Below are 20607 nucleotides of genomic sequence, written 5' to 3'. Positions count from 1 at the left end.
CGGGTGTACCTCAAGATGCAAAATGTCTGCGGGCCCAAGTCCGTCGTAAGGTTGAGACACTGTTCTATCCCCTTCTTACGAGCGAGAGTCGAAGTCGGTGAAACTAGGCCCCCGCATGACCAGGATACTTTCCGTGTTCATTGTCTCAACGCTGGCATTCCTGAACGCCATGCGCTTCGACCCGCCGGGGATTTTTCTTTCTAGCGTTTCGATGTGACGAGAGCCACGAGATGCTAGGAGATCTCGAACAATGGCCACTGTGGGCACGGGGACGCCGCTGATCTTGCGTTCGCCGAGCGTCCAGAACATCCAAGCGTTGCTACGCAATTGCGCTGTTATGGCGTCCAATGCTTGGTCGAGGTCACGGACAAATCCGACGAACCTTGACTGAGCATTTCTCGGGTGGGTTTTTAGCTGGTCCAGACAATGCATAAAGGCGGGAGACTTGTCTTTCAGCTCATCAGCCCAATTAACAGCGCCCTTGAGCTTCCCGCCAAGGCTTATCGAATCGATGGACCTAGTGTTTTCGAGCAGTTCTTTCCGCATACCAGGGACGTCGGCGGAGTCAATCCACTGAAGAGGTAGATAACTGTGCTGACCGTAGGTGACCGTAGTCACGTTGTCCCCATAGGGCGGCGACGTCATTAGGACGTCGGCTGCCGCTCGACTTTTCTTCGTGGGCATGCTTCTAGCGTCGCCGACGCTACATGAAATTCTGAGATGAGGGTTTTTACGGAGCCCTCCAGACAAAGCCTCTGCCTGATCCTTCATCTGCTCAATTTGCGACGCGGAAATGCGGAGAAAGGTCCCAATTGTGTCAATCTGCCGAGCATCGATCTCGTGAGCAGGATAAGAGTGCAGCTTCACTGTGGAGGTGCGACTATTGCTCACAAGTCGAATGGTCTCAGCCATCGCAACCCAAAATGCCTGACGCATAATCTTACTGCGCTCGGCTGAAATTGCCCTCTTGAGCCTCGACAAGTCGCGCGAGACATCCGCACGGAACCATTTGTCTCTATTGTGAAAATCGACTTCGATCTCTTCGCCTGAGTCCTCAGTTACACGAAGCACGATTCTCTGGCGTACTCTGGCCAACTGTTCCGGGTCGTACACCTGCGACTTCACCGTCGCCAGCAATACAGCTAACGGGTTGATATCAGTGCCGGAAAATGAAAGCCCTCGACTTACCGATTCCAGCATTACAGTACCGGACCCCATGAAAGGGTCTATGACTGAGGAGATAGCTGGGTCTACGGCTTGCACATCCTCCAACAGGGCGCCCTGCAGCTGAGGGACCATCATTGCAGGGTAGGCAAAAATGCCATGGCCGGCCTCACGGCGGGAGCGCCCCGAGAATGACCAGAACTCCGGTGTTAAGGTTGCCCGCTCCCGGAGCTTGGACGCCAGCTCTTGCTCGGCTTGAGCGGCTAGCCTCGCCGGGGCCGCCCGATCTACTCCCAACGTGTCTCCACCCTGCGCTCTATCTCCAGTCGCGTTGGACACCGGTGGGCGAGGCATCACACTGTCCATCGAAGCGGACCCCGTTCCGTTCCTAATCAACGCGGCCCCCTGCCCGTCTAGTTGCATCTACATGTACGCAGATTGAACCAGATGACGGCCTGTCACGTCACGGGCACGACGTGCCAGAACGGCTGGACATGCAGGTCTACTTGCCTGATCTTGTAGTTTGCAGCTGGTCTCTCCGTCAGCAACGTGCCTGAGCATCGGAAGCTTACGGTGCTGGTGGTCATCCCGGGAAGCTGATGCGCAGAGCCCGGCTACGCGGTGGGGACCATGACACGGCCGCGTAAGCCCACAGAGTCGAGTGCTCCGATGAGGTGGCCTCTGAAGCATCACAGCCATCGCTGACTCAGCGCCTCAGCAGACAGGACAACTGCCAAGATAGGGCCACGGTTGCGCCTGTGAGCGGGTGGGCTGCGCTCAGGCCTGCTCCAGAGCGTGGACTAGTCGTGGACCGAAAGCCCCACCCTGCCAGGCTGTACCGCCCGTGACCTGCCGATACGAAGTAGGCTGAATCGGCCTCCGGAGCCGTGTGCGCAGGTCCGGATTCTGCCGGGACAGCCAGCATGAGGTGCCCCAAGACCCGTCATCAACGGTGAGCTGTGGACGGAGTGTCTTCCGGGACATGCAGAATGCCGCCGCAGGCAGCCGTCTGCCAGCGATCACATGGCCCCGGGCGGCACTCCAGCGCCGCCCGGAAGCGGTCGATCTCATTCACTCGGACCCCGACTCCGATGATGCTCGTATCGTGCTCGCCCGTACGAGGGTGCGGCGAACAGCGGTTCTCCGAGGCAGAAAGCGGCGATTGGCGGACACGCTCAGGCCTTTGAGCAAACGGCCAGGTCAGGCCTCCGAATGGCGGAACTCATCTGCCAATCACTGCGGAAGCGGCTTACGCGGTGGCCAGCTCGCACCACACGACCTTCCCCCGGCTGCCGTCTCTCGTCAGCGGCTGCCAGCCCCACAGGTCGGCGCACGTCCGGACCAGCGCCAGCCCTCGCCCTGCCTCCACGTCGATGACCTGCTCAAGCGGCACGGGCGGCTCCGGCGGCTCGGGGTCGGCATCCCATGCCCCGATCCTCAGTACCCCCGCCGACCAGCGCACCCGGAGTGCGGCTGGGCCTTTGGTGTGGCGTACGGCGTTGGAGACCAGCTCGGCCGCGAGGAGTTCGGCGATGTCGACCAGGCGGATCAGACCATGCATGGTGAGGATGAGGCGGAGGGTGCGGCGGCTAACGGTGACGGCGCGTAGGTCGTTGGGGATGTACAGGCAGTACTCCCAGGGTTCTGTCAGGTTTTCGGGCATGCGTCAGCTCCGTTTCAGGTCGGGGTGGGGTTGCGGGCAGGCGGTGGCATTGCCGCAGCCGTCATGGCAAGGCGGAGCGGTGCGCTTCCTCTGCGCGTACGTTACGTCACTGACGGTAGACCTTAATTTATAGGTCGAGCAAGCTGATCGCGTAATCTGTCCCCGAACGAGCTGCGCCCGCAGGCAGGTTGAACCGAGGAGCAGTTGATGGGCTTGAGGCGTGAACCAACGGCACGTCAGATGCGCCTGGCAACCGAACTGCGCAGACTTCGCGATGCCGCAGGCCTCAGGGCTCGCGAAGCAGCGGAGTTGCTCGGCGTGAGCTCGGTCCAGATCAGTCAGATCGAGTCCGGCCTTTCGGGCGTGAGTGAAGAGCGGCTCCGCCGCCTTGCGACCCATTACATGTGCACGGACGAGGACTTGATCGCAGCGCTTGCGGCCATGGCGACGGATCGGACGCGCGGCTGGTGGGAGGAGTACCGATGGTCGTTGCCCAAGCCGTTCCTCGACCTGGCCGAGTTGGAGTACCACGCGACGTTCCTGAGAGAGGTCCAGTTCCTCTACATCCCCGGCCCTCTTCAGACGGAGGACTACGCTCGCGCCGTCTTCTCCTACCGGGTCCCTGAGCTACCGCAGGATGAAGTCGAGTTGCGTGTTCGACATCGGATGCAACGCAAGACAGTTCTCGAAGGGACTCCGTACGAGGCAGTCATCCACGAGGCGGCACTGCGCATCATGGTCAGCGACCGCACCGCCTCACGAGTGCAACTCTCCCGCCTCCTGGAACTCTCAGAAGCGGAGAACGTCACCGTGCGTGTCATCCCCTTCGCCCTGGAAGGGTTCGCCGGCGCCGCGAGCGCCATGACGTACGCGGGAGGCGCCGTACCTAGGTTGGACACCGTCGTACGCGATGGCCCTCATGGTGCGGCCTTCATCGACTCCGAAGCCCAGCTCGGCGCTTTTCGAACGCTCCTTCATAAAGTGGAGGCCGCATCGCTCGTTCCCGAGCGGTCACGCGACTTCATCCACAGGCTGACGAAGGAGCTGTGAGGTACCCCATGGACACCCCCGACACCTGGCGGAAGTCGTCCTATTCCGGACCCGGCGACGGCGACTCATGCGTAGAGATCGCCAACCGCCGTACGCACATAGCCATCCGCGACTCCAAAGACCCGGCCGCCGGCATCCTCGCCTTCCCCTCCGGGTCCTTCGCTCCCTTCATCGAAGCCCTGAAGGGCTACTCCACCGTCACCGGCTTCGCCAGGTTCCGCCGCTGATCCACCTCGTGCCCCCGAGCTGTAGCCAGCTCTCGCGCGAACACCGGCAACGACAACTTCGCCGCGGGCGGCTGCAGCAACACACCTCCGTCGCGCTCACGACCGTGTGCGCATCCCTCGCCCCGATCTCCGGGTCGTTCGAGACGATCTTCATCTCCATGCCCTGCTGGCAAGGCAAGTTCGATCAAGCCCAACCCTGGCCAGTGACGTCCTGTCGCCGTGCAGTCACCCGCGATAGTCTGCATGGGTCCTGTGCGGCATAAGCGCGGACACAACCAGCGACACGCACGACGGGCAAGAGGGGGATCGTGGAGCGGCGCGGTGTGCGGGAGCACTACGAGGAACTGGCGGCCGAGTACGACGAGCACTGGGTTTACGGCCCGGACTACATTCCCTGGATGGCCGATCGGATCGCCGAGGCGCTGCAACTCAGCCCCGCGGACCGGATCGCCGACATCGGTTCCGGAACCGGCCTGTTCGCTAGGGAAGTGGCCAGGAAGCTCCAGCCACGCCATCCGATCCTGTGCATCGATCCCTCCGAAGCGATGCTTCGTCAGCTCGGTACGCCACCTCCGCCTGCCTTGACGCCAATCGTGGCTTCGGCCGAGGACATCGCCGAAGGGCGCGCCGGTCTGCCATACGAACAGCTCGACGCGATGTGGCTGAAAGAGTCGGTGCACCATGTGACCGACCAGGCGGGCACACTGCGGAACCTGGCCGAGCGCTTGACCCCCGGAGGCCGGCTGCTGGTGGTAATGCTTCCGGCCACGATCCAATACCCCCTGTTTCAGGCGGCCCTCGCCCGCTTCGAGGAGTTGCAGCCGGACCCCGCCGATATCCAAGCGCACTTGAGTGCGGCCGGCCTGGAAGCCAGCCTTACCCACGTCGAGCATGAGCTGCGCATCGACCGGGACAAGTACTTCGGCATGGTGCGCGCCCGCTACATGTCGCTGCTGTCCACCTTCAGCGACAGTGAGATCGAGAAAGGCATCGAAGAGATGCGGGCCGCTCACCCGGAGGCTGTCCTGGTGTTTCCCGATCGGTTCGCGTTCGTCCTCGGGCAGCGGCGAATGGAGGGCGCGTGAGCACCGTGGTCGACGAGCGGCTGCGGCGCCTGAGGAATGAACTCGACGACCACTCGCGGATCGCCGACCGATTAGGGCTCGATTTGGAGCGGCCACTGCGGTCCCTCAACGATGGTTACCCTGAGAACGCGGTAGCCCTGGTCGGGAAACTGACCGAGAAGCTCCTCAAGGAGCTGTGGCGCCATCACGGCGTCGAGGGCGACCCGTCAACAAAGGCCCTGAACGACCTGGTCAAGCGTTGTCGTCCTTACATCCGCAGCAGCACGGTCCTGGACGCGCTCGACGACATCCGGCGGCTCCGCAACCGGTCCACGCACGACGGATACGACATCAGCGACGAGGACGGTCTGCTGGCAGTTCGCAGGCTCGTCGACGTGCTGGTCTGGTTCACCAACACGGGGAGCGCGGCGCTGCTCGGCAGTGAACCCGACGTGGCCCCAGAGGTGGCGCGCCGCTGTGAGTTCCTTGCAGGGTTGTACGTCACCCTCGGCTACCGACAGGCCAAGCGGTTCGTCCTCAGCCCCGACACCGTGTACCAGCTCTTCTGTCGCGAGTCGGGAATGCGGCTGGAGTACGTGGAGCTGATGCTCTCCCGGGACGCCGACGACCTGAATACCGTCCTTGCCTCCAACGGTGGCGAACTCCTGCGGACGCGGCTGCCCAAGCTCACCCGGTTCGTCGTCCTCGACGACGACAGCAGCGGCAGTGCGGCGTCCGGCGCACTCCATCAGATGCTGGGGTTGGACTTCCGGATCGTGCGCTACGACGGTTTCATCGACGCCATCGTCAATCTGGACAATCACCTCGCCCCTCTCTCCTCTGCCATCAACCCTGCCGAGCCGCGGTCCACTGTCGCTGCGGCGACGCTGACCACCGACCCGCGCACCGGTGAATCGCAGGTGGTGCAGTCTGGGGACGCGACGGAACTGCTCGCGCGACTTGCGCGCGGCAGTGCGAACGTATTGGTGACCGGTCGTCCCGGGAGTGGAAAGAGCACGCTCCTGCGCGCGCTGGCAGCCGACCCCGAGGTGCGTCGCTTCCGCTTCTACTTCGACCTCGGTCTCAAACCGAAGGACGAACCGTTCTCCGAGTACGCAGGTCGTCTTCTGGCGCCGGCCATGACGCCGTCGGACCGCTCCCGCGCTTACGACCTCTTCCTCTACCTGATCCGGTCGGGGACCGCGCTGTGCGTGCTCGATGCCGTCGACGAGGGCGTCGAGGAATCGAGCCCCGCCGGATTCCTGCGGCTCTTCACCGACCTCGCCGCCGTCCTGTCCGCGGAATCGGCTGTGGTCATGAGCTCACGGGTCTCCTTCCTGGCCGACTCGCCCCAGGTGCGCCAGTTGCTGGACAGCGGCGCGGGCCGCTCCGAGCAGTTGGTCGAGCAGATGTACGCGAACGGCCTGGATCCGGCGCGAATCCCGCATTTCCACGTCGTACGCCTGGCCGAGCCCGAAGCCACCCCGCTGGAGAAGAGACTCACCGCCGTGCTCGGGCTTCCGTCGGGGCAGACGCTGGCAGACATCCTCGGCGCACATGTCACACGGACGCTGACCGAGCGCGGGCAGCCCGATCTGGAGCGCCGGCTGCCCGCCACGTTCGGGCTGGCGTTCCTCACCGACCGGACTGTCTTCTCGCTCCTTGACTTGTTCCGGCATCTGGGCGCTGACGCCTTCACGGACGGACGGCTTGATTTCGACGCCTGTGTCCTCGCACCGTTGCTGCGCCCCGCCGGGGCCGATCACGTCGCCTTCGTGCACACGGCGTACCAGGAGCTGCTGGCCGCCCGGTATCTCGCCGATCCCGCGCACCGCAACGCGGCAGCGGGCATTCCCGGCGGTGCCTTCCTCACCGAGCAAGTGCGCGCCTTCCTCGCCGGCATGCACGGCACTCCACACACCGACGACTGCGTGCTGCCCGCTGGGGCATACCTCGTCGGTCCGGCCGAACGGCTGTTGATCCGCTGTGTCCGGCGTCCCGTGCGCTTCGATCGCCATGCCGTGACCGTCGCACGCTACCGCCGTTTCCTCGACGCCCTCGACGCGGACGGGACCTCGCGGTGGGACCACCCCGACCAGCCCGCCCACATCACACACCGTCCTTCGACCGACCGGCTACGGCGACCCGACTACTACGAGAACCCGCGCTACGACGCCCACCCGGCCGTCTGCGTCAGTTGGTGGAGCGCGTACGCCTTCGCCGCCTTCGAAGGCAAGCGCCTGCCTACTGCGCTCGAGTGGGAGGCTGCCGCCCGAGGCGCCGACGGGCGGCTGTTCCCCTGGGGCGACACGCCCGACGGCATCCACGTGAACTGCGCCGACTCCTGGGTCGGCCATCCCGTCGTGACATACCAGGCGTGGTACCGGGACTTCGCAGGTGACGCCGTACGCCGGGCGGGGGTCACACCCGTCACGGAACGCCCCGGCAACCGCTCGCCTTTCGGCATCCTCGACATGGTCGGCAACTGCTGGGAGTGGACCTCCACCAGCCTTGCCGACCCCGGTGAGGCCGTCATCTGCGGCGGCAGTTACGACAACCCGATGCGCGCGGTGCAGGCAAGCAGCAAGAGCGTCTACCGGAAGCACGGTGCCAGCAACGCGGTCGGCTTCCGGTGCGTGCAGGATCTCGACAGCGATACCGACGGGACGGAGGAGAGGACAGGATGAGCGGCGACGGGCCTCGCCACGGAACCATCGTCGACACACGCCCGAGCGGTGGAGGACCGCGCGGTGTGCTGAGCTCTTACATCGTCCGGGACGACGAGGACGAGCGGTACTACGGCTTCGACTACCGGCAGATCGTGACCGAAGGATTCCGGACCATCCGCACCGGCGAACGCGTCCGATTCCATGTCAGCGCCGAAAGTCCCGACCGGGCAGAATTCGTCATCCGCCTCGACCAGCCCGACCCGGCCGAGTACTACCGGTGACCGCCGACGTTCCGCTGCTCGACGAAGTCGTAGGGGCACGCCAGGAGCTGACCGTGGTCCTGCCCGTGCACCTGCTACTCGTCCCCGACTGGGCCGAAGGCCCCTTCCCGTTCGAGCTGGGCAGCCGCCGCACCGACACCCAGACCCGATCCACCTACTTCGCCCCCGCCTCCGCACGCGCCCTGTACGGTGCACCCGGACGGCCCCGCCGCTGGCACCAGCCGCTGGACGTCAAACACGACGGAATGCACCTGCTCGGCATGGAACTCCTGCGCGCAGCCACTGCCCGCAACCCTGAACACGCCCTTGCCGTCCTGCACTTCAGCGTGGACCGACCGCTGCTGCCGGTCCTGCGGGCTCTGGCCGGACGGCAGCCCGCCTCCGCCGACGAACCGCTCATCGGGCCGTTCGACCCTGGCGGGCTCCTCGCCGGCATCGCCGATGTCCGTGCCCCTGGCGCACCGTTCGCCAACGCACGGCCCTACACTATCGCCTTCATGACGCCAACGGCGCAGCACGCTCCCGCCCTCCGCTCCGGTCCGGAAGGGCAACTGCCCGCCACTGCGGACCGCTGGCTGTGGCAACTGGCGTCACGCTCCACGTCTGAGGACTTCCCTCTCCCACCGGAGACCGCCGACGAACAACTCAAATACACCGTGCGGATCTCGGCGGACTGGAGTGCCCTGGTGCTACGACAAGGAGCTGCCTTCCTCGGCCACCGACCCGACACCGGTGCGGGTGACTTCTTCGACTTCGGGGCATTGCATTCCCGTACCGTCTATCTCGACGCCCTGCTCCTCGGTGCTCTCCAGCGCGATCACATCGACGAGCTCACCGACGAACTGTCCGGTGTGTTCGACTCCGCACGGCTCGCACACCGCGTCGCCGGCCTGGAGAGGAACATCGCCGTCTTTCGCAGCACCTACTGGCGACAGCACCTCACCGCTCACGGCCCGGCGAACGATCTGCTGCTCGCCTTCCAGAACCAGCACCGGTTACCCGCTCGCTTCCACGAGATCCTCGCCGAAGCCGCCGACTACAGCAGGCTCGTACAAACACAGGAGAGCCAGCAGATCAGCGGTGCCCTCGGCGTCCTCACCATTCTCGGTCTGCCTCTCGGCACTGCTCTCAGCATCCTGCAGGTCCTCGGCGACGACTCCGTGATACACCTGCTCATCGCACTCGCACTGTCCGTCGCTGCCACAGCGGCAGCCCTGACGACACGGTACGGGCGCCTGGTCCTGTCGTCGCTCCGGGGCGGGGAGGGCAAGGCGTAAGACGCCGGGGCTTGCAAACCCCACTTGCAGACGGCAACGGACATATCAGCTCTTCGAGCGCCGCGGAGCGTTACCGCGCCTGTTGTAGTCCAAGTCGAGCCGAGCCCCTGCCATGCCAAGGACAACAGGCGCCCCCCTAGGATCGGCTGAACACGTACGCAGCACGGGGAGGGAACGGCGTATGGGAAAGTCCAGCGACATATCCATCCACCCGCACGAGATCACGGCGCAAGCACCAGCGTTCGCCACTGGCCACGACCACTTGGCCAACGCCCTGCATCAGCTGCGGAGTTCACTCGACAGGCTGGGTGCCCCTTGGGGAGCCGACAAGCAGGGCGCTCAGTTCGCCGCCGCCTACGCTCCACAGCGCGACGCGGTTCTCAAGGCCGTGGGCATCCTCGTCACCGGGTTGAACAGCATCCACGAGGGCCTGACCACACACGCTGCGAACCACGCGGAGACCGACGCGCACAACGCGGCCGTTCTGAACCGCCTACGCTGAGTCCTACGGGGGATTAACGGGGATGAGTGAGTCCGAAGCAGCCAAGATTGTCCGGAAGACCACCGGCATGTGGTGGCCGGACGGCGACAGCGAAAGGCTGCGGCATGCCGCCGACGCTTGGCGGGCCCTGGCCGAGGTGATCGACGAGGTAACCGCCTCGACCAACCGCGCCGCGCAGACCGTGATCGGCGGCAACTCCGGCCCGGCCATCGACGCCTTCGGCGTCTTTTGGTCGCGCTACTACTCGGGCGGCAAGGGCTGGATGCCGGATACCGCCCAAGCATGTCGCCAACTAGCCAAGGCCCTGGATGATTTCGCCGAGGAGATCGACAAGGCAGTTCACAAGCTGGAGGAAGAGGCCGCTATCGTCGGCGGCTCCCTCGTCGTCGGCACTGCCCTGGCCTTCGTCACTTTCGGCGCCTCCGAGGCCGTCGCGGCGGGCACCGCCGCCGGTATCGTCGCCGCCGCGGACGCCATCGGCGTCACCGTCTCCGAGTCCATCGCCTCCATCGCCGCCACCACCCTCACCGGCGTGGCCTTCGGCGCGGCCGAATCGGTCACCGTCGACCTGGCCGTCGCCCAGCCGGTCCGCGTCGCCTTCGGCGACGGCGGCTTCTCCGGCACCGAACTTCTCTCCTCCGCCGAGACCGGGGGACTCACCGGTGGCGTGACCGGAGGGCTGGGCTCGGGCGCACGCGCCGCTGCAGAGGCGGCAGACAGCGCCGAGAACGCCTCCACTGCACTGAACGCCATCGGCAAAATCTCCACCGGGCTCGACACCACGCCCGGTCGGATGGTTTTCGGCGCCGGGGTGGCCACAGGCCAGGACGCGCTACTCAATGGCGGCCGCATCAATCCCCTCGATGTCGCCCTGGGCGCCGTCAGCGGCGCAGCTGCCAGGAGCCGGCCCACGACCGAAAAGCTCGGCACTCGACGTGAACAGGCCTGGCGGAACTCGGAACGGTCCACCTACGCGGTCCCACCGAATACCCCAGGCGACAGCGTCTTGCCCACCGGCGATCCCGTCTACCACCGCTCCGGCTCCACGGCCATCGGCTACGACCAGGCCACCATGAGCAACTTCGACAAGGTCGCTCCGAACCCCGGTTACCACGACGTCGTTGTCCACGGGAATCGGCAAGGCTACTTCGAACCCGGCCGCATCAACCCGGCCGGGAACGACTTCTCCGGTGGAAACACCCACCCGTCGCACATCGTGGACGCCATACGCAACAACCCGAACTACCGCGGCGGGCCGGTACGACTGGTTTCCTGCCACTCCGGCACGGTCGACCCGCGCACCGACGCACTGCCGGCAGCGCAACAAGTTGCCAACCAGCTCGGCGTCCCCGTCAAAGCGCCCACCAATAAGGTCGGCATCATGAAGGGTGGAGGCGATGGGCAAGAGCCCATCATCTTCGGCGGAGGCTACTGGCGGACCTTCCTCCCGCTGGTTTCCTAGAGACAGGACTAAGGACAGCATGAAGATCCTCGGCTTCTACGCAGAGCTGTGGGACAAGCGCGCCGGCATCCCGGACGGGCCCATCCGCAACTTCGTACGGGAGGCGCCGGAAGCCGACGAGCAGAAGATCCTCGCCTACTTGAAGGCCGGCCATGAGATCTTGAGCGTCATGGGAAAGTCCGACGACGTGCTCGGCAGCGGGGAGCAGATCCTCGGCGGTGACTCCCTGTTCACAGATGGCGAGTGGGTGTGGCGCGGAGACCTCCGCTTCTACCTTCACACCTACCACGTCGCCCTTCCCGTGGAGTTCCTCCAGTCGATCCGAGCCGCGAACTACGCACGTCCTGAACTCCAGCCCGGGCGTGTGGACGAGATCTGCGATGCCGTCAGCAAGATCATCTAAATCCGGCCACACACCGCAACCTTCAGCTTCAGATCTGCTGCCAGCCGGCCAAGTCGGTCAGGCCATCGTCTACGTCGCCGAGCGCGGGGCCGACCAGCCAGCGCGCGAGCTCAGGTGATCCATCACCCCCAGCTTTTACGGCCGGCCCACAGGGCTACCGGTCAAACCGGACAACGGACTGGATCACCAGTCGCCCACCCCCCATCGAGCGTGTGGCCACACACCCTCCGGCCACCGCCCTTCCTCGTGGCCCCCGCTAGATCCAGCGCGGGTGTAGCACGCGGCTTCGGATCCGTAACTCTGTGTAGATCGGGCATTGAAGGTCATACAGGCTGCCGTGAAGCCCAAGAAGGCCGACGTGGGACGCGGTCGGTTGCTGGGGTTGCTGTAGCCCGCTGCCGTGCCGTACCGAGTTCTGTCGAGACCTGTTCACGGGCGACCGTCCACGGCTTTCAGCGAGGTCCTTGCCGCCATTACGCAACGCGGCAGCCAAACGCACCCTTCACGGAGACATCGCGGCACATTGCGCGAATATCATTGAAGGGCCGGTTCTGGTGCGTTCCAAGGAGTCACAAATGGACGCCTCGGACGAACTCCTTCGAAGCGCTGTCCCTTCGGCTCTCTTGACCCTGGGCGGTGCCGTCCGCAGCCTCAATGCGGCGATGGCCAGGGCACTGGGCAGGTCGGCGGAGGAGTGCGTGGGGCGTGGCTTGGTTGATCTGATGCCCGCAGGCCAGCGGACTGCGGTCGAGAGCCTCATGGCCCACGCCGCTACGACGAAGACAATCGTGATGCGGGTGCTGGAGTTCCCCGGGGCAGGCGCACCCTCCGTGGTCTGCCTTGTCGAGGCGCGGCCCGTGAAAGATTCTGCGGGTGGCGAACCGTTGGTGTGGGTGCACTCGTTGGACGCGGGAAACGACCTGGGCGGTCTGGTGATCCCGTTCCGGTTGGCGGCCGAGGCCGCCAACCTCGGGCTGTGCATGTATTCACCCCAGGAGCGCCGGTTGGAGTGGCTGGGTGGCGCACCCGCCTTGGCGACGCTGTTCCCGGAGGCCTCGGTGTCGTTGTCCAGGGTGGTTCGGCGAGTCCACCCTGACGACCGCGGGGCTCTGCGGCGGCTCATGCGTTCGACCGCCGCCCAGTCCTCTTGGATCACGTTGCGATTCCTCACCGAGCGCGACGGCTGGCACGTTCTGGCCTGCCGGGCCCGCCGGGTCCAGCTGGGCTATGGCGGCCCTGAGCGGGTCTTCGGAGTGATCCGCGACGACTCCAAGAGGGAAGCGCGCCGGCGCAGAGCGTTGGTCGCGCTGAGTGCTGAGCGGCAGCGGGCCGCCGAGATCGCGGCCTTCTCCTCCGCCGTGATGACCGCGGTCACGGAGCAAGAAGTACAGCAGGTCGTCCTGACCCGGCTCGCCGCGACCTTCGGTGGTACCGGCGCCGCGCTGGCGTTCGCCACGAAAGGCCGCCTGCGCGTCTCCTCCGATGCCGGGATCCCGATACCGGTGGCCGCCCTGCACGGCCTGCCGCTGGACGCCCCCAGCGCGCTGCCCCATGTGATCCGCACTGGTGAGCCGCAGTTCATTCCCACCAAGGAGGAGTACATCCGCCGCTGGCCGCACGGGGCCGTGGTGCCGTACTTCGACCGGCTCGACTCCGGCTACGCCGTCTCGATCACCTCCCTCGACCCGGTCGGCGATCAGCCGCTCGCGGCCTGGTTGGTGACCTACGACAGCGAACACCATGCGTCCCCGGATGAGCGGGCCCTCATGAGTACTCTTGCCGACCTTGCAGGCCAGGCGCTGAAACGCGTCAGGTTGCAAGAGGCACGAGTCGAGCTGGCCACGGCGCTCCAGCAGACCATGCTCCCCGCGCTGCCCGAGCACCTGCCGGGCCTGGACGTCGCCGCCCGCTACCGGCCGAGCCGCGACGGGCTGGATATCGGCGGAGACTGGTACGACGCCTTCGTCACGCCTGACGGTGCGGTCGCCCTGGAGATCGGCGACACCCAAGGGCACGACGTGGACGCCGCTGCAGCCATGGGACAGGTGCGCGCCTCCATGCGCGCAATCGCCGCCCGGGAACCGGATCCCGCAACCGTGCTGACCCGCACCAACGAGCTGCTCGTCACCATAGACGCGGCACGTTTCGCCAGCTGCACCATGCTGCACATCGACCCGGACGACGGAGAGGTCACCGGCGCCAGCGCCGGCCACGTGCCCTTGCTGTACGCACGCGAGGACGGCTACCACAGCATCCGTGAGCTGCCGGGCGGCCCGGTGCTGGGAGTCCTGCCCGACACCGCTTACCACGAAGGAATCTTCACCCTGGACAAGGATGCCGCGCTGGTCATGGTCACCGACGGCGTGGTCGAAGGACCGGGCCTCACCTTGGAAGCCGGACTGGAACGAACCGGAACACTGATCGGCGCGGCCCTCCACGACGGACTGAACGTCGAGGAGACCGCCGACCGCATCCTCGACGCCGCGGTCGCGGTTGACCACCTCGACGACGTGGCCGTGCTGGTCATCCGGCGTACGTGACTGCGTCAAGCTTGCCGGGCCGCCATCAATGGCCTCAGCCTTATCAGGTCGATCCCGGGGGGACCGTCGACGTTGGCCGAGCGGGCCTGCGTCTCGGCCGATCGTCCACTGAGGTCAGGCGCTGATCGCTGATCCACGAGGACGGGAGGACCGGCCACCGTCCCCGAGTCCTCACGGACGAACGCGGATGATCGTCTTTCCCTTGCGTCGCTCGGTCGGATTGAGGGCGGCGACGGCATCGTCGAGGGTCGAGACGTTGTCGATGTTCGTCCGCAGTCGTCCGTCCTGCACCCGCCGGACGATCTCACCCAGTTGGGCACGATCGGACTCGACGACGAAGTCAACCGCCAGGCCGTCGGCGGGCCTTGCCTCCGGCGGCCCGACGATGGACACCAGCGTTCCTCCGGCCCGAATCAGGCCTGCGGACCGCTTCCCGATGTCGCCGCCGATGCTATCGATCACCAGATCGACGTCGCCGACCTCTCCGAGGCCGTCGTTCTCAAGGTCGACGAACTCCTGCGCGCCGAAGTCGAGCACCGCCTGACGGTCGGCAGCGCGTCCGGTGCCGATGACGTACGCACCGAACTCACGTGCGAGCTGCATCGCCATGGAACCGACTGCGCCGGCCGCACCGTGCACGAGCACGCTCTGCCCCGCCTGAAGGCGGCCGTGCTCGAACAGTCCCTGCCAAGCGGTCAGGCCCGAGATCGGCAGGCTCGCGCCCACCGTGAAGTCGACATCACCCGGCAGCGGCGCGAGGTTGCGCGCCTCGACGGCCGCGTACTCGGCCACGGTGCCGTCGCGGTACCAGTCCGTGATGCCGAACACCCGCTGTCCCACCGACAGTCCCGTCGTGCCATAGCCGAGGGTGGTGATCACGCCGGCCAGCTCGTGCCCAGGGATCGACGGCGTTCGGTCACGGTCGAGGCGATCGGTCCAGGTCGAGGGCCACGCCAGCTCGGTCGGGACGAATCCCGACGCATGAATCCGAACGACGACATCGTTTATCGCTGCCTGCGGCTCGGGCCGCTCGACCAGCGTCATCCCGGCCGTTCCCGCAGCCTGATCCGTCACCACGATCGCTTTCATGGGAATTGCCTCCTCGGCAATTGTCTCTTTGGTGGAGATATTGCAGGGACGGAAATTCTGTTCGCATCACCTCGGCGGGGCTGATGGACGCGGCCGGCGAACGATCTGGGTGGCGTCGGCCGGACTGATATTCGCTCGTCGGCATTTCTTCGACCTTAGGAGTGGAGCAGCCCAGGAGTGTGGTCCATTTCCATGGTAAAACCTTGGGCCACTCAGGGGTTCGGCCTGCATGTCGAGCCAACCGAGTGGGCCTGCGCAATGGGCTGACGAAGGCGCTGCGGGAACCGGTCCGCTCCGGGCGACCGGCGACCGGCGCCCGGGACCCGGCTGCCGCGACCGTTCCGAGTCAGACCAATGTCTGCACCGCTCCCGGGAATTCCATCCGCGAGGGTGCATTCCCGCCGGACGCGCCGTCTTTCAGGCTGAGTTGCAGCGCGCGGCGCAAGGGATGGAAAACGCATGATTGCCTCATTGCGGGCTGCGAGGCGGGCGAGTTCGGTCAGGATGGGCAGCACATGGCGGGCCGGATGCCGCCGCTGGCACCGCCGGTGCGAGCGCAAGGGCGGGCATTTCCCCGCCTTCGTCGACATCGCCACCACCCTCATCTGTTACCGCAGGCTGGGCGACCTCCCGCCGCGGTAATTCGATGGCGCACGAGAAGCGGTGTGTCCACCCTGGTTCGCGTGGCAGAACCAAAGCACCAGATTCGAGCCCTGCACACGGACTCCACGGTCACCGTCTACCAGGCGTACGCACCGGAGATCGGTGTGCCGGCGGCCCGGGAGGGCCGATTCCCGGCAGTGTGGCAGCGGGACCGGATGACATGGATCAAGCCGTCGTTCCTGTGGATGATGTACCGCTGCGGATGGGGCACCAAAGAAGGCCAGGAAACCGTCCTCGCCGTCGAGATCACCCGCGAAGGCTTCGAGTGGGCACTGGAACACGCCTGCCTGTCCCACTACGACCATGGGCTCCACGCCGACCATGCCGCGTGGAAGCGCCAGTTGAAGCGTGCCCCGGCCCGGGTGCAATGGGACCCTGAACGCGACCTGCATCTCCAGCCGCTTCCCCATCGGTCGCTGCAGCTCGGCCTCGCCGGCGAAGCCGCACGTCTCTACGCCGATGAGTGGATCCTCTCCATCACCGACGTCACACCGCTCGCCCACACGATCCACGCCCATGTACGGGACGGAGACCTGGACACAGCCCGGCAACTCCTGCCCCATGAACGCCCCTACCCCGTGAAGGACGGGATCCTGGCCCATCTGCGCCCATGAGCCACGGCACGTCCACGGGCGGCCCGCGCGAGCGGTGACCCGGCGCAGGCACGTGGCCGGGCACCGGACGCGCACGGCAACCGGAGACCCATGCCTGAGGCCGTTCAGCGACCGGCCGGAGCCGGACAGTTCCACCATTCCGCAGTAGGTCTGCCGCAACCGGTCCTCAGCCTGCGATGCCGGATCACTCAGGGGTTCAGAACGGCCTCCTGGGCTGCTGCCCCGTGGCGAGCCACGTTGGAAGCCTTGGAGGGAGGACAGGGCGGGGACCGCGTGGCGTTCCAGTCCGGGCGGGTGGTCTCGGCGCCGGCGGCACAGGTTCGTCCTCGAAGTCCACCTGGTGCCGCCGTCACGGGATGGCCCAAGCTGGCCCGCATGGATTGGTTGCCACTGCTCTCCACCCTGGCCGGGGCCACGATCGGCATCGTCGCCACTCTCATCGCCGATCGGAATCGGTGGAAGCGCGAGGACGTCAAAGAGGCTCTTCGGCTGCGGCTCGACATCTACACGCAGTACACGACCACCGTGAAGGTCCTCGGCGAGACCCTGCGGGCCTTGGCCGAGCGAGAGCACCCGTCGGACGACGAGCGGGCGCTGGCGCTGCGCGAAGCCTTTCGGGATTCGGGTATAGCCATCGCATCGGAACGGATGTGGCTCATCGCGCCCCAACCCGTCGTGAACGCCTCCAACAGCGTGTTCCACTGCCTGCGAAGCATCTGCGACGGGTACGTCGACGGCACGGCTGTCAGCAGTCCAGAGGATCGCGCCCGCTGGGAGGCGCGTGGCAAAGCAGCCGCCAGGATGCGCAAGCTGATGCGTGAAGATCTCGGCGTTGGCCCCCTCACCGAACGCCACAGCCCCTTGCTCAACGACTAGAACAACCCCACGGCGCCGTGATCGTGACCGTGGCACCGACGTCATGAGTGGGCGCAGTTGGCCGCGTCCGGGACCTCGACCAGCCGGTGATCACACGCGATCGTCCGCACCACGCGGGAAGACCGGAGCCTCGGACCAGCGGCGGCCAGGGCTCTGGTGAGGGCGGCGGCGAGTTCTCGAATGGCCGTCATGTGGGCGGAGCCATAAGGCTGAGTCGCGCGCGACACGACGCCGGTCACCTCAGCATCGGGTGGACGAGGTGGATAACTGGATTTCCACACCATCAGATGAGTCGCCCACCCTCATTGTGTGGCCTCGAGACGTGCCCGGCGTGCCCGGGTGCAGGGAGGTCGCGACAGTCCCCGCGCACGGGTGGGGGCTGCCTCGGACGACGCCGTCACCAGGCGGCCGAACGGGTCGGCTCACGACCCGTTCGGAGGATTGATGCACGTATCCCGTGCCTTGCGTTCGATCGTCGCCGCCGCCTCGGCGGGAGCGGCGCTGGTGGCCTCCCCGGCGTGGTCCGCCGCGCCCGCCACCGAAGCCGTACTGAAGCCGGGCGTCAACGCGCAGGCTTCCCGGTCTCCCGACTCCGGCCCCGCGGTGCACCATGACACCTCGCCACCGTTGCGGGAGCTGGCGCAGGGATCAAGACCGCTCAGGACCGCCCGCCACGTCGTGCCCCCCGGAAAGGTGTCGCATCCGCCCCTCACCAAGGCCGCGGGTCGCGACCGGGTGCTGCAGGACCACAACGGCAGCCGGGGCCGGATCCGATTGGGCGTCAGCTTCGAGGGGATCCGGGAAGGAGGGGGCGTTCCTCCCGACCCCAACGCCTCGGTGGGCTCCCACCAGATCGTGGAGATCACCAACTTCGACCTCGCGGTGTACTCCAAGTCCGGTGCCACGCTCCTGGGGCCGCTGACGACCCAAACCCTGTTCAGCGGGTTCGGCGGACCGTGTGAGAACGCTCCGACCACCTTCCTCGGGGACCCGGAAGTCCGCTGGGACTCCTTGGCTCACCGCTGGATCATCAACCAGTTCGCCAGCGACGACGGAACCACCACGAATCGACTGTGCGTGGCCGTCTCGCGCACCGCGGACGCCACCGGCGAGTACTACCGCTACGACTTCGGGTACCAGAACCTCCCGGACCACCCGAAGTTCGCGGTGTGGCCGGACGCCTACTACATGGTCGCCACCGCCAACCCCGCCGCGACGCTCTTCGAGGCGTGCGCCTGGGACCGGCAGAGGATGCTGCGCGGGGCCGACGCCGGCCAGCAGTGCTACACCGTCCCGGCATCGACCATCCCGATCGGCTCGGACCTCGACGGCACGACCCCACCCCCGCGGGGCGAGCCCAACCTGCTGATCAACCTCGGACCCACCGGCGACACTCTGCAGTACTGGCGATTCCACGTCGACTGGGCGGACCAGGCCCGCACCACCCTCAAGGGCCCGGAGGAGCTGCGGGTGGCCCCCTACACCCCGGCCTGCCAGAGTACGGACCCCAGCCAATGCGTCCCCCAGGCCGGCACCACCCAGAAACTGGACTCGCTCTCCTACTCCCCCATGTACCGGTTCGCGTACCGCAACTTCGGCGACCACGAGTCCCTGGTCTTCAACCACGCGGTCGACGCACCCGGCGGCGTGGGCGTGCGCTGGTACGAACTGCGGCTGCGCCACGGCCGACCGGTCGTCCACCAGCAGAGCACCTACGCGCCGGGGCCGACGTACCGGTGGATGGGCTCCGCCGCCCAGGACAAGAAGGGCGACATCGCCCTGGGATACTCGCAGTCGTCCCCCCAGGACCATCCCTCGATCCGCCTCACCGGACGCCTGGCGCACGACCCGCCGAACCTGATGACGTTCCACGAGACCACCGTGTGGAGCGGCGCGGGCTCCCAGACCGGGAGCAACCGCTGGGGTGACTACACCTCCATGGCGATCGACCCGGTGGACGACTGTACGTTCTGGTACACCAACCAGTACCAACCGGCCGACGGCACCGGAAACTGGAACACCCGTATCGCCTCCTTCCAGCTCTCCGACTGCCACGGCCACAGCCACCGGCACGGCCACGGATGACACCCACGGCGGACGGCGCACCGCCGTCCGCCCCGGCACCCGCCCCCGCGGGGGCCTCGCTGCGGGCCGGCCGAGCAGCCGACGGATCCGTACGCCCCCGGAAGTACGCACCCGGCCTTCCTGCGCGGGACGCCCGGCGGGGGCCGCTCTGTGATGGTGAGTGCGCCGGGGTCGGGCCTTCCGTCCCGGTCACCACTCGTCTCCGGAGGGGTCGCAGCCATGACCACCGCCACGCTCACTCGTGCCGACGCGCAGCGCCGGAACCCCGGCGCGCTGAGCGGCTTGCTGTACGTCCTGTTCTTCGTGGCCGGTCTCGTCGTCGCCGGGGTGCTGGGCCCGTCGGGCACGGTGACGCCGTACTCGAGTGACGCCGATGTGCAGGCGTATCGGCTGAAGGATCCGGCCGCGCTGGAGAACCTGTTCCGTGTTCTCGGCCTGCTTCAGGGGTTGTCCGCGCTCGCGCTGCTGGCGTTCGTCCCCTGTCTGACCGGGTTCGTACGACGATACGGCAGCGAGGTTCGGGCGGGTGCGGTCCGCGCGTCGGCCACCGTCGCCGGAGCGCTGCTCCTGCTCTCCGCGAGCTCCAGTTGGATTCTGGCCCAGCTGGGGCCCCGGGCGGAGTTGTCCACGTTCCGGGCCGTGTCGGACCTGTCCTTCATCACCGGCGCGGCCCCGGCCATCGCCACGCTCGGCACGGCCGTCTTCCTGGTCGCCGCGACGGGACGCGCCGGCGGTGCCTTGCCCGGATGGGTCGCGTGGAGCGGCATGGTGATCGGCGTCGCCAGTGTGCTGTCGATGAGCTCGCTGGTGGCTGAGGGCGGCTCGGTGTTCATCCCCGTCGGTCGCTTCCTCGGCTTCGTCTGGTTCATCGCGCTCAGCGTGTTGCTGTGGCGGCGCGGCGGGCGAACGGGCGACCTCACCGGCGCGGGCACGCCGCGGCATCCGTGAGGTGCGCGTACGGCGTCTTCCGAACTGCGG

General features: G+C 66.6%; 17 protein-coding genes. 14 read left to right on the top strand and 3 right to left on the bottom strand.

Annotated elements, in window-relative coordinates; genetic code table 11:
• Positions 1-75 precede the first annotated feature (75 nt).
• Positions 76-1503 (bottom strand): TRM11 family methyltransferase, encoded by a 1428-nt coding sequence (locus tag ACZ4SW_RS27435; protein ID WP_468250943.1) that lies wholly within the window; start codon positions 1501-1503, stop codon positions 76-78.
• Positions 1504-2413: 910 nt separating this feature from the next.
• The gene (locus tag ACZ4SW_RS27430) at positions 2414-2827 is read right to left on the bottom strand and encodes an ATP-binding protein (RefSeq protein WP_468250941.1); all 414 of its coding nucleotides are present in this window, start codon (positions 2825-2827) and stop codon (positions 2414-2416) included.
• Between the two features lie 207 nt (positions 2828-3034).
• On the opposite strand from ACZ4SW_RS27430, the gene ACZ4SW_RS27425 reads away from it, so the two are divergent.
• From ACZ4SW_RS27425 to ACZ4SW_RS27380, 10 genes are all read left to right on the top strand, one after another.
• Complete coding sequence (locus ACZ4SW_RS27425; protein ID WP_384605406.1) at positions 3035-3877, top strand: helix-turn-helix domain-containing protein; 843 nt, start codon at positions 3035-3037, stop codon at positions 3875-3877.
• A gap of 8 nt (positions 3878-3885) precedes the next feature.
• Positions 3886-4104 carry a DUF397 domain-containing protein gene (locus tag ACZ4SW_RS27420; protein WP_468250938.1) on the top strand — a complete coding sequence of 73 codons (219 nt, stop codon included), beginning with the start codon at positions 3886-3888 and terminating at the stop codon, positions 4102-4104.
• Positions 4105-4427: 323 nt separating this feature from the next.
• On the top strand, positions 4428-5189 hold the full coding sequence (locus ACZ4SW_RS27415) for a class I SAM-dependent methyltransferase (protein ID WP_468250937.1): 762 nt from the start codon (positions 4428-4430) through the stop codon (positions 5187-5189).
• Positions 5186-7855: an SUMF1/EgtB/PvdO family nonheme iron enzyme gene (locus ACZ4SW_RS27410; RefSeq protein ID WP_468250935.1), complete on the top strand. Its 2670-nt coding sequence runs from the start codon at positions 5186-5188 to the stop codon at positions 7853-7855. The genes ACZ4SW_RS27415 and ACZ4SW_RS27410 overlap by 4 nt, the downstream gene beginning before the upstream one ends.
• A 65-nt stretch (positions 7856-7920) precedes the next feature.
• The gene (locus ACZ4SW_RS27405) at positions 7921-8118 is read left to right on the top strand and encodes a hypothetical protein (protein WP_384605418.1); all 198 of its coding nucleotides are present in this window, start codon (positions 7921-7923) and stop codon (positions 8116-8118) included.
• Positions 8115-9395 carry a hypothetical protein gene (locus ACZ4SW_RS27400; RefSeq protein ID WP_468250933.1) on the top strand — a complete coding sequence of 427 codons (1281 nt, stop codon included), beginning with the start codon at positions 8115-8117 and terminating at the stop codon, positions 9393-9395. Before ACZ4SW_RS27405 ends, ACZ4SW_RS27400 begins: the two co-directional genes overlap by 4 nt.
• Positions 9396-9576: 181 nt before the next feature.
• Positions 9577-9897, top strand: coding sequence for a WXG100 family type VII secretion target (locus tag ACZ4SW_RS27395; protein WP_468250931.1), 321 nt, complete (start codon positions 9577-9579; stop codon positions 9895-9897).
• Between the two features lie 22 nt (positions 9898-9919).
• Positions 9920-11359: a WXG100 family type VII secretion target gene (locus ACZ4SW_RS27390; RefSeq protein WP_468250929.1), complete on the top strand. Its 1440-nt coding sequence runs from the start codon at positions 9920-9922 to the stop codon at positions 11357-11359.
• Positions 11360-11378: 19 nt separating this feature from the next.
• The gene (locus ACZ4SW_RS27385; protein WP_468250928.1) at positions 11379-11762 is read left to right on the top strand and encodes a hypothetical protein; all 384 of its coding nucleotides are present in this window, start codon (positions 11379-11381) and stop codon (positions 11760-11762) included.
• A gap of 575 nt (positions 11763-12337) precedes the next feature.
• A complete protein-coding gene (locus ACZ4SW_RS27380) occupies positions 12338-14302 on the top strand; it encodes a SpoIIE family protein phosphatase (protein ID WP_468250926.1) in 1965 nt (654 codons plus the stop codon).
• A gap of 171 nt (positions 14303-14473) precedes the next feature.
• On the opposite strand, the gene ACZ4SW_RS27375 is transcribed toward ACZ4SW_RS27380, so the two are convergent.
• Positions 14474-15391 carry an NADP-dependent oxidoreductase gene (locus ACZ4SW_RS27375; protein WP_468250924.1) on the bottom strand — a complete coding sequence of 306 codons (918 nt, stop codon included), beginning with the start codon at positions 15389-15391 and terminating at the stop codon, positions 14474-14476.
• Between the two features lie 683 nt (positions 15392-16074).
• On the opposite strand from ACZ4SW_RS27375, the gene ACZ4SW_RS27370 reads away from it, so the two are divergent.
• The 4 genes from ACZ4SW_RS27370 (at position 16075) to ACZ4SW_RS27355 (ending at position 20577) form a co-directional block, all read left to right on the top strand.
• The gene (locus ACZ4SW_RS27370) at positions 16075-16668 is read left to right on the top strand and encodes a DUF4291 domain-containing protein (protein WP_468250922.1); all 594 of its coding nucleotides are present in this window, start codon (positions 16075-16077) and stop codon (positions 16666-16668) included.
• A 375-nt stretch (positions 16669-17043) separates the two neighbouring features.
• Entirely contained in the window at positions 17044-17544 is a 501-nt protein-coding gene (locus ACZ4SW_RS27365; RefSeq protein WP_468250921.1) for a hypothetical protein, read from the top strand.
• Between the two features lie 444 nt (positions 17545-17988).
• Positions 17989-19629: a hypothetical protein gene (locus ACZ4SW_RS27360; RefSeq protein WP_468250919.1), complete on the top strand. Its 1641-nt coding sequence runs from the start codon at positions 17989-17991 to the stop codon at positions 19627-19629.
• Between the two features lie 219 nt (positions 19630-19848).
• Positions 19849-20577, top strand: coding sequence for a hypothetical protein (locus ACZ4SW_RS27355; protein WP_468250918.1), 729 nt, complete (start codon positions 19849-19851; stop codon positions 20575-20577).
• Positions 20578-20607 lie beyond the last annotated feature (30 nt).

The sequence above is a fragment of the Streptomyces sp. NPDC028331 genome, assembly GCF_055565775.1.
Note: the sequence above shows the minus strand (reverse complement) of the source record. Positions and strands in the feature narration are given on the sequence as shown.

Bases quoted from the DNA above. Each gene is read 5' to 3' on its own strand.
- ACZ4SW_RS27430 (WP_468250941.1), bottom strand. From the start codon at position 2,827: ATGCCCGAAAACCTGACAGAACCCTGGGAGTACTGCCTGTACATCCCC.
- ACZ4SW_RS27425 (WP_384605406.1), top strand. From the start codon at position 3,035: ATGGGCTTGAGGCGTGAACCAACGGCACGTCAGATGCGCCTGGCAACC.
- ACZ4SW_RS27420 (WP_468250938.1), top strand. From the start codon at position 3,886: ATGGACACCCCCGACACCTGGCGGAAGTCGTCCTATTCCGGACCCGGC.
- ACZ4SW_RS27395 (WP_468250931.1), top strand. From the start codon at position 9,577: ATGGGAAAGTCCAGCGACATATCCATCCACCCGCACGAGATCACGGCG.
- ACZ4SW_RS27390 (WP_468250929.1), top strand. From the start codon at position 9,920: ATGAGTGAGTCCGAAGCAGCCAAGATTGTCCGGAAGACCACCGGCATG.
- ACZ4SW_RS27385 (WP_468250928.1), top strand. From the start codon at position 11,379: ATGAAGATCCTCGGCTTCTACGCAGAGCTGTGGGACAAGCGCGCCGGC.
- ACZ4SW_RS27380 (WP_468250926.1), top strand. From the start codon at position 12,338: ATGGACGCCTCGGACGAACTCCTTCGAAGCGCTGTCCCTTCGGCTCTC.
- ACZ4SW_RS27375 (WP_468250924.1), bottom strand. From the start codon at position 15,391: ATGAAAGCGATCGTGGTGACGGATCAGGCTGCGGGAACGGCCGGGATG.
- ACZ4SW_RS27365 (WP_468250921.1), top strand. From the start codon at position 17,044: ATGGATTGGTTGCCACTGCTCTCCACCCTGGCCGGGGCCACGATCGGC.
- ACZ4SW_RS27360 (WP_468250919.1), top strand. From the start codon at position 17,989: ATGCACGTATCCCGTGCCTTGCGTTCGATCGTCGCCGCCGCCTCGGCG.
- ACZ4SW_RS27355 (WP_468250918.1), top strand. From the start codon at position 19,849: ATGACCACCGCCACGCTCACTCGTGCCGACGCGCAGCGCCGGAACCCC.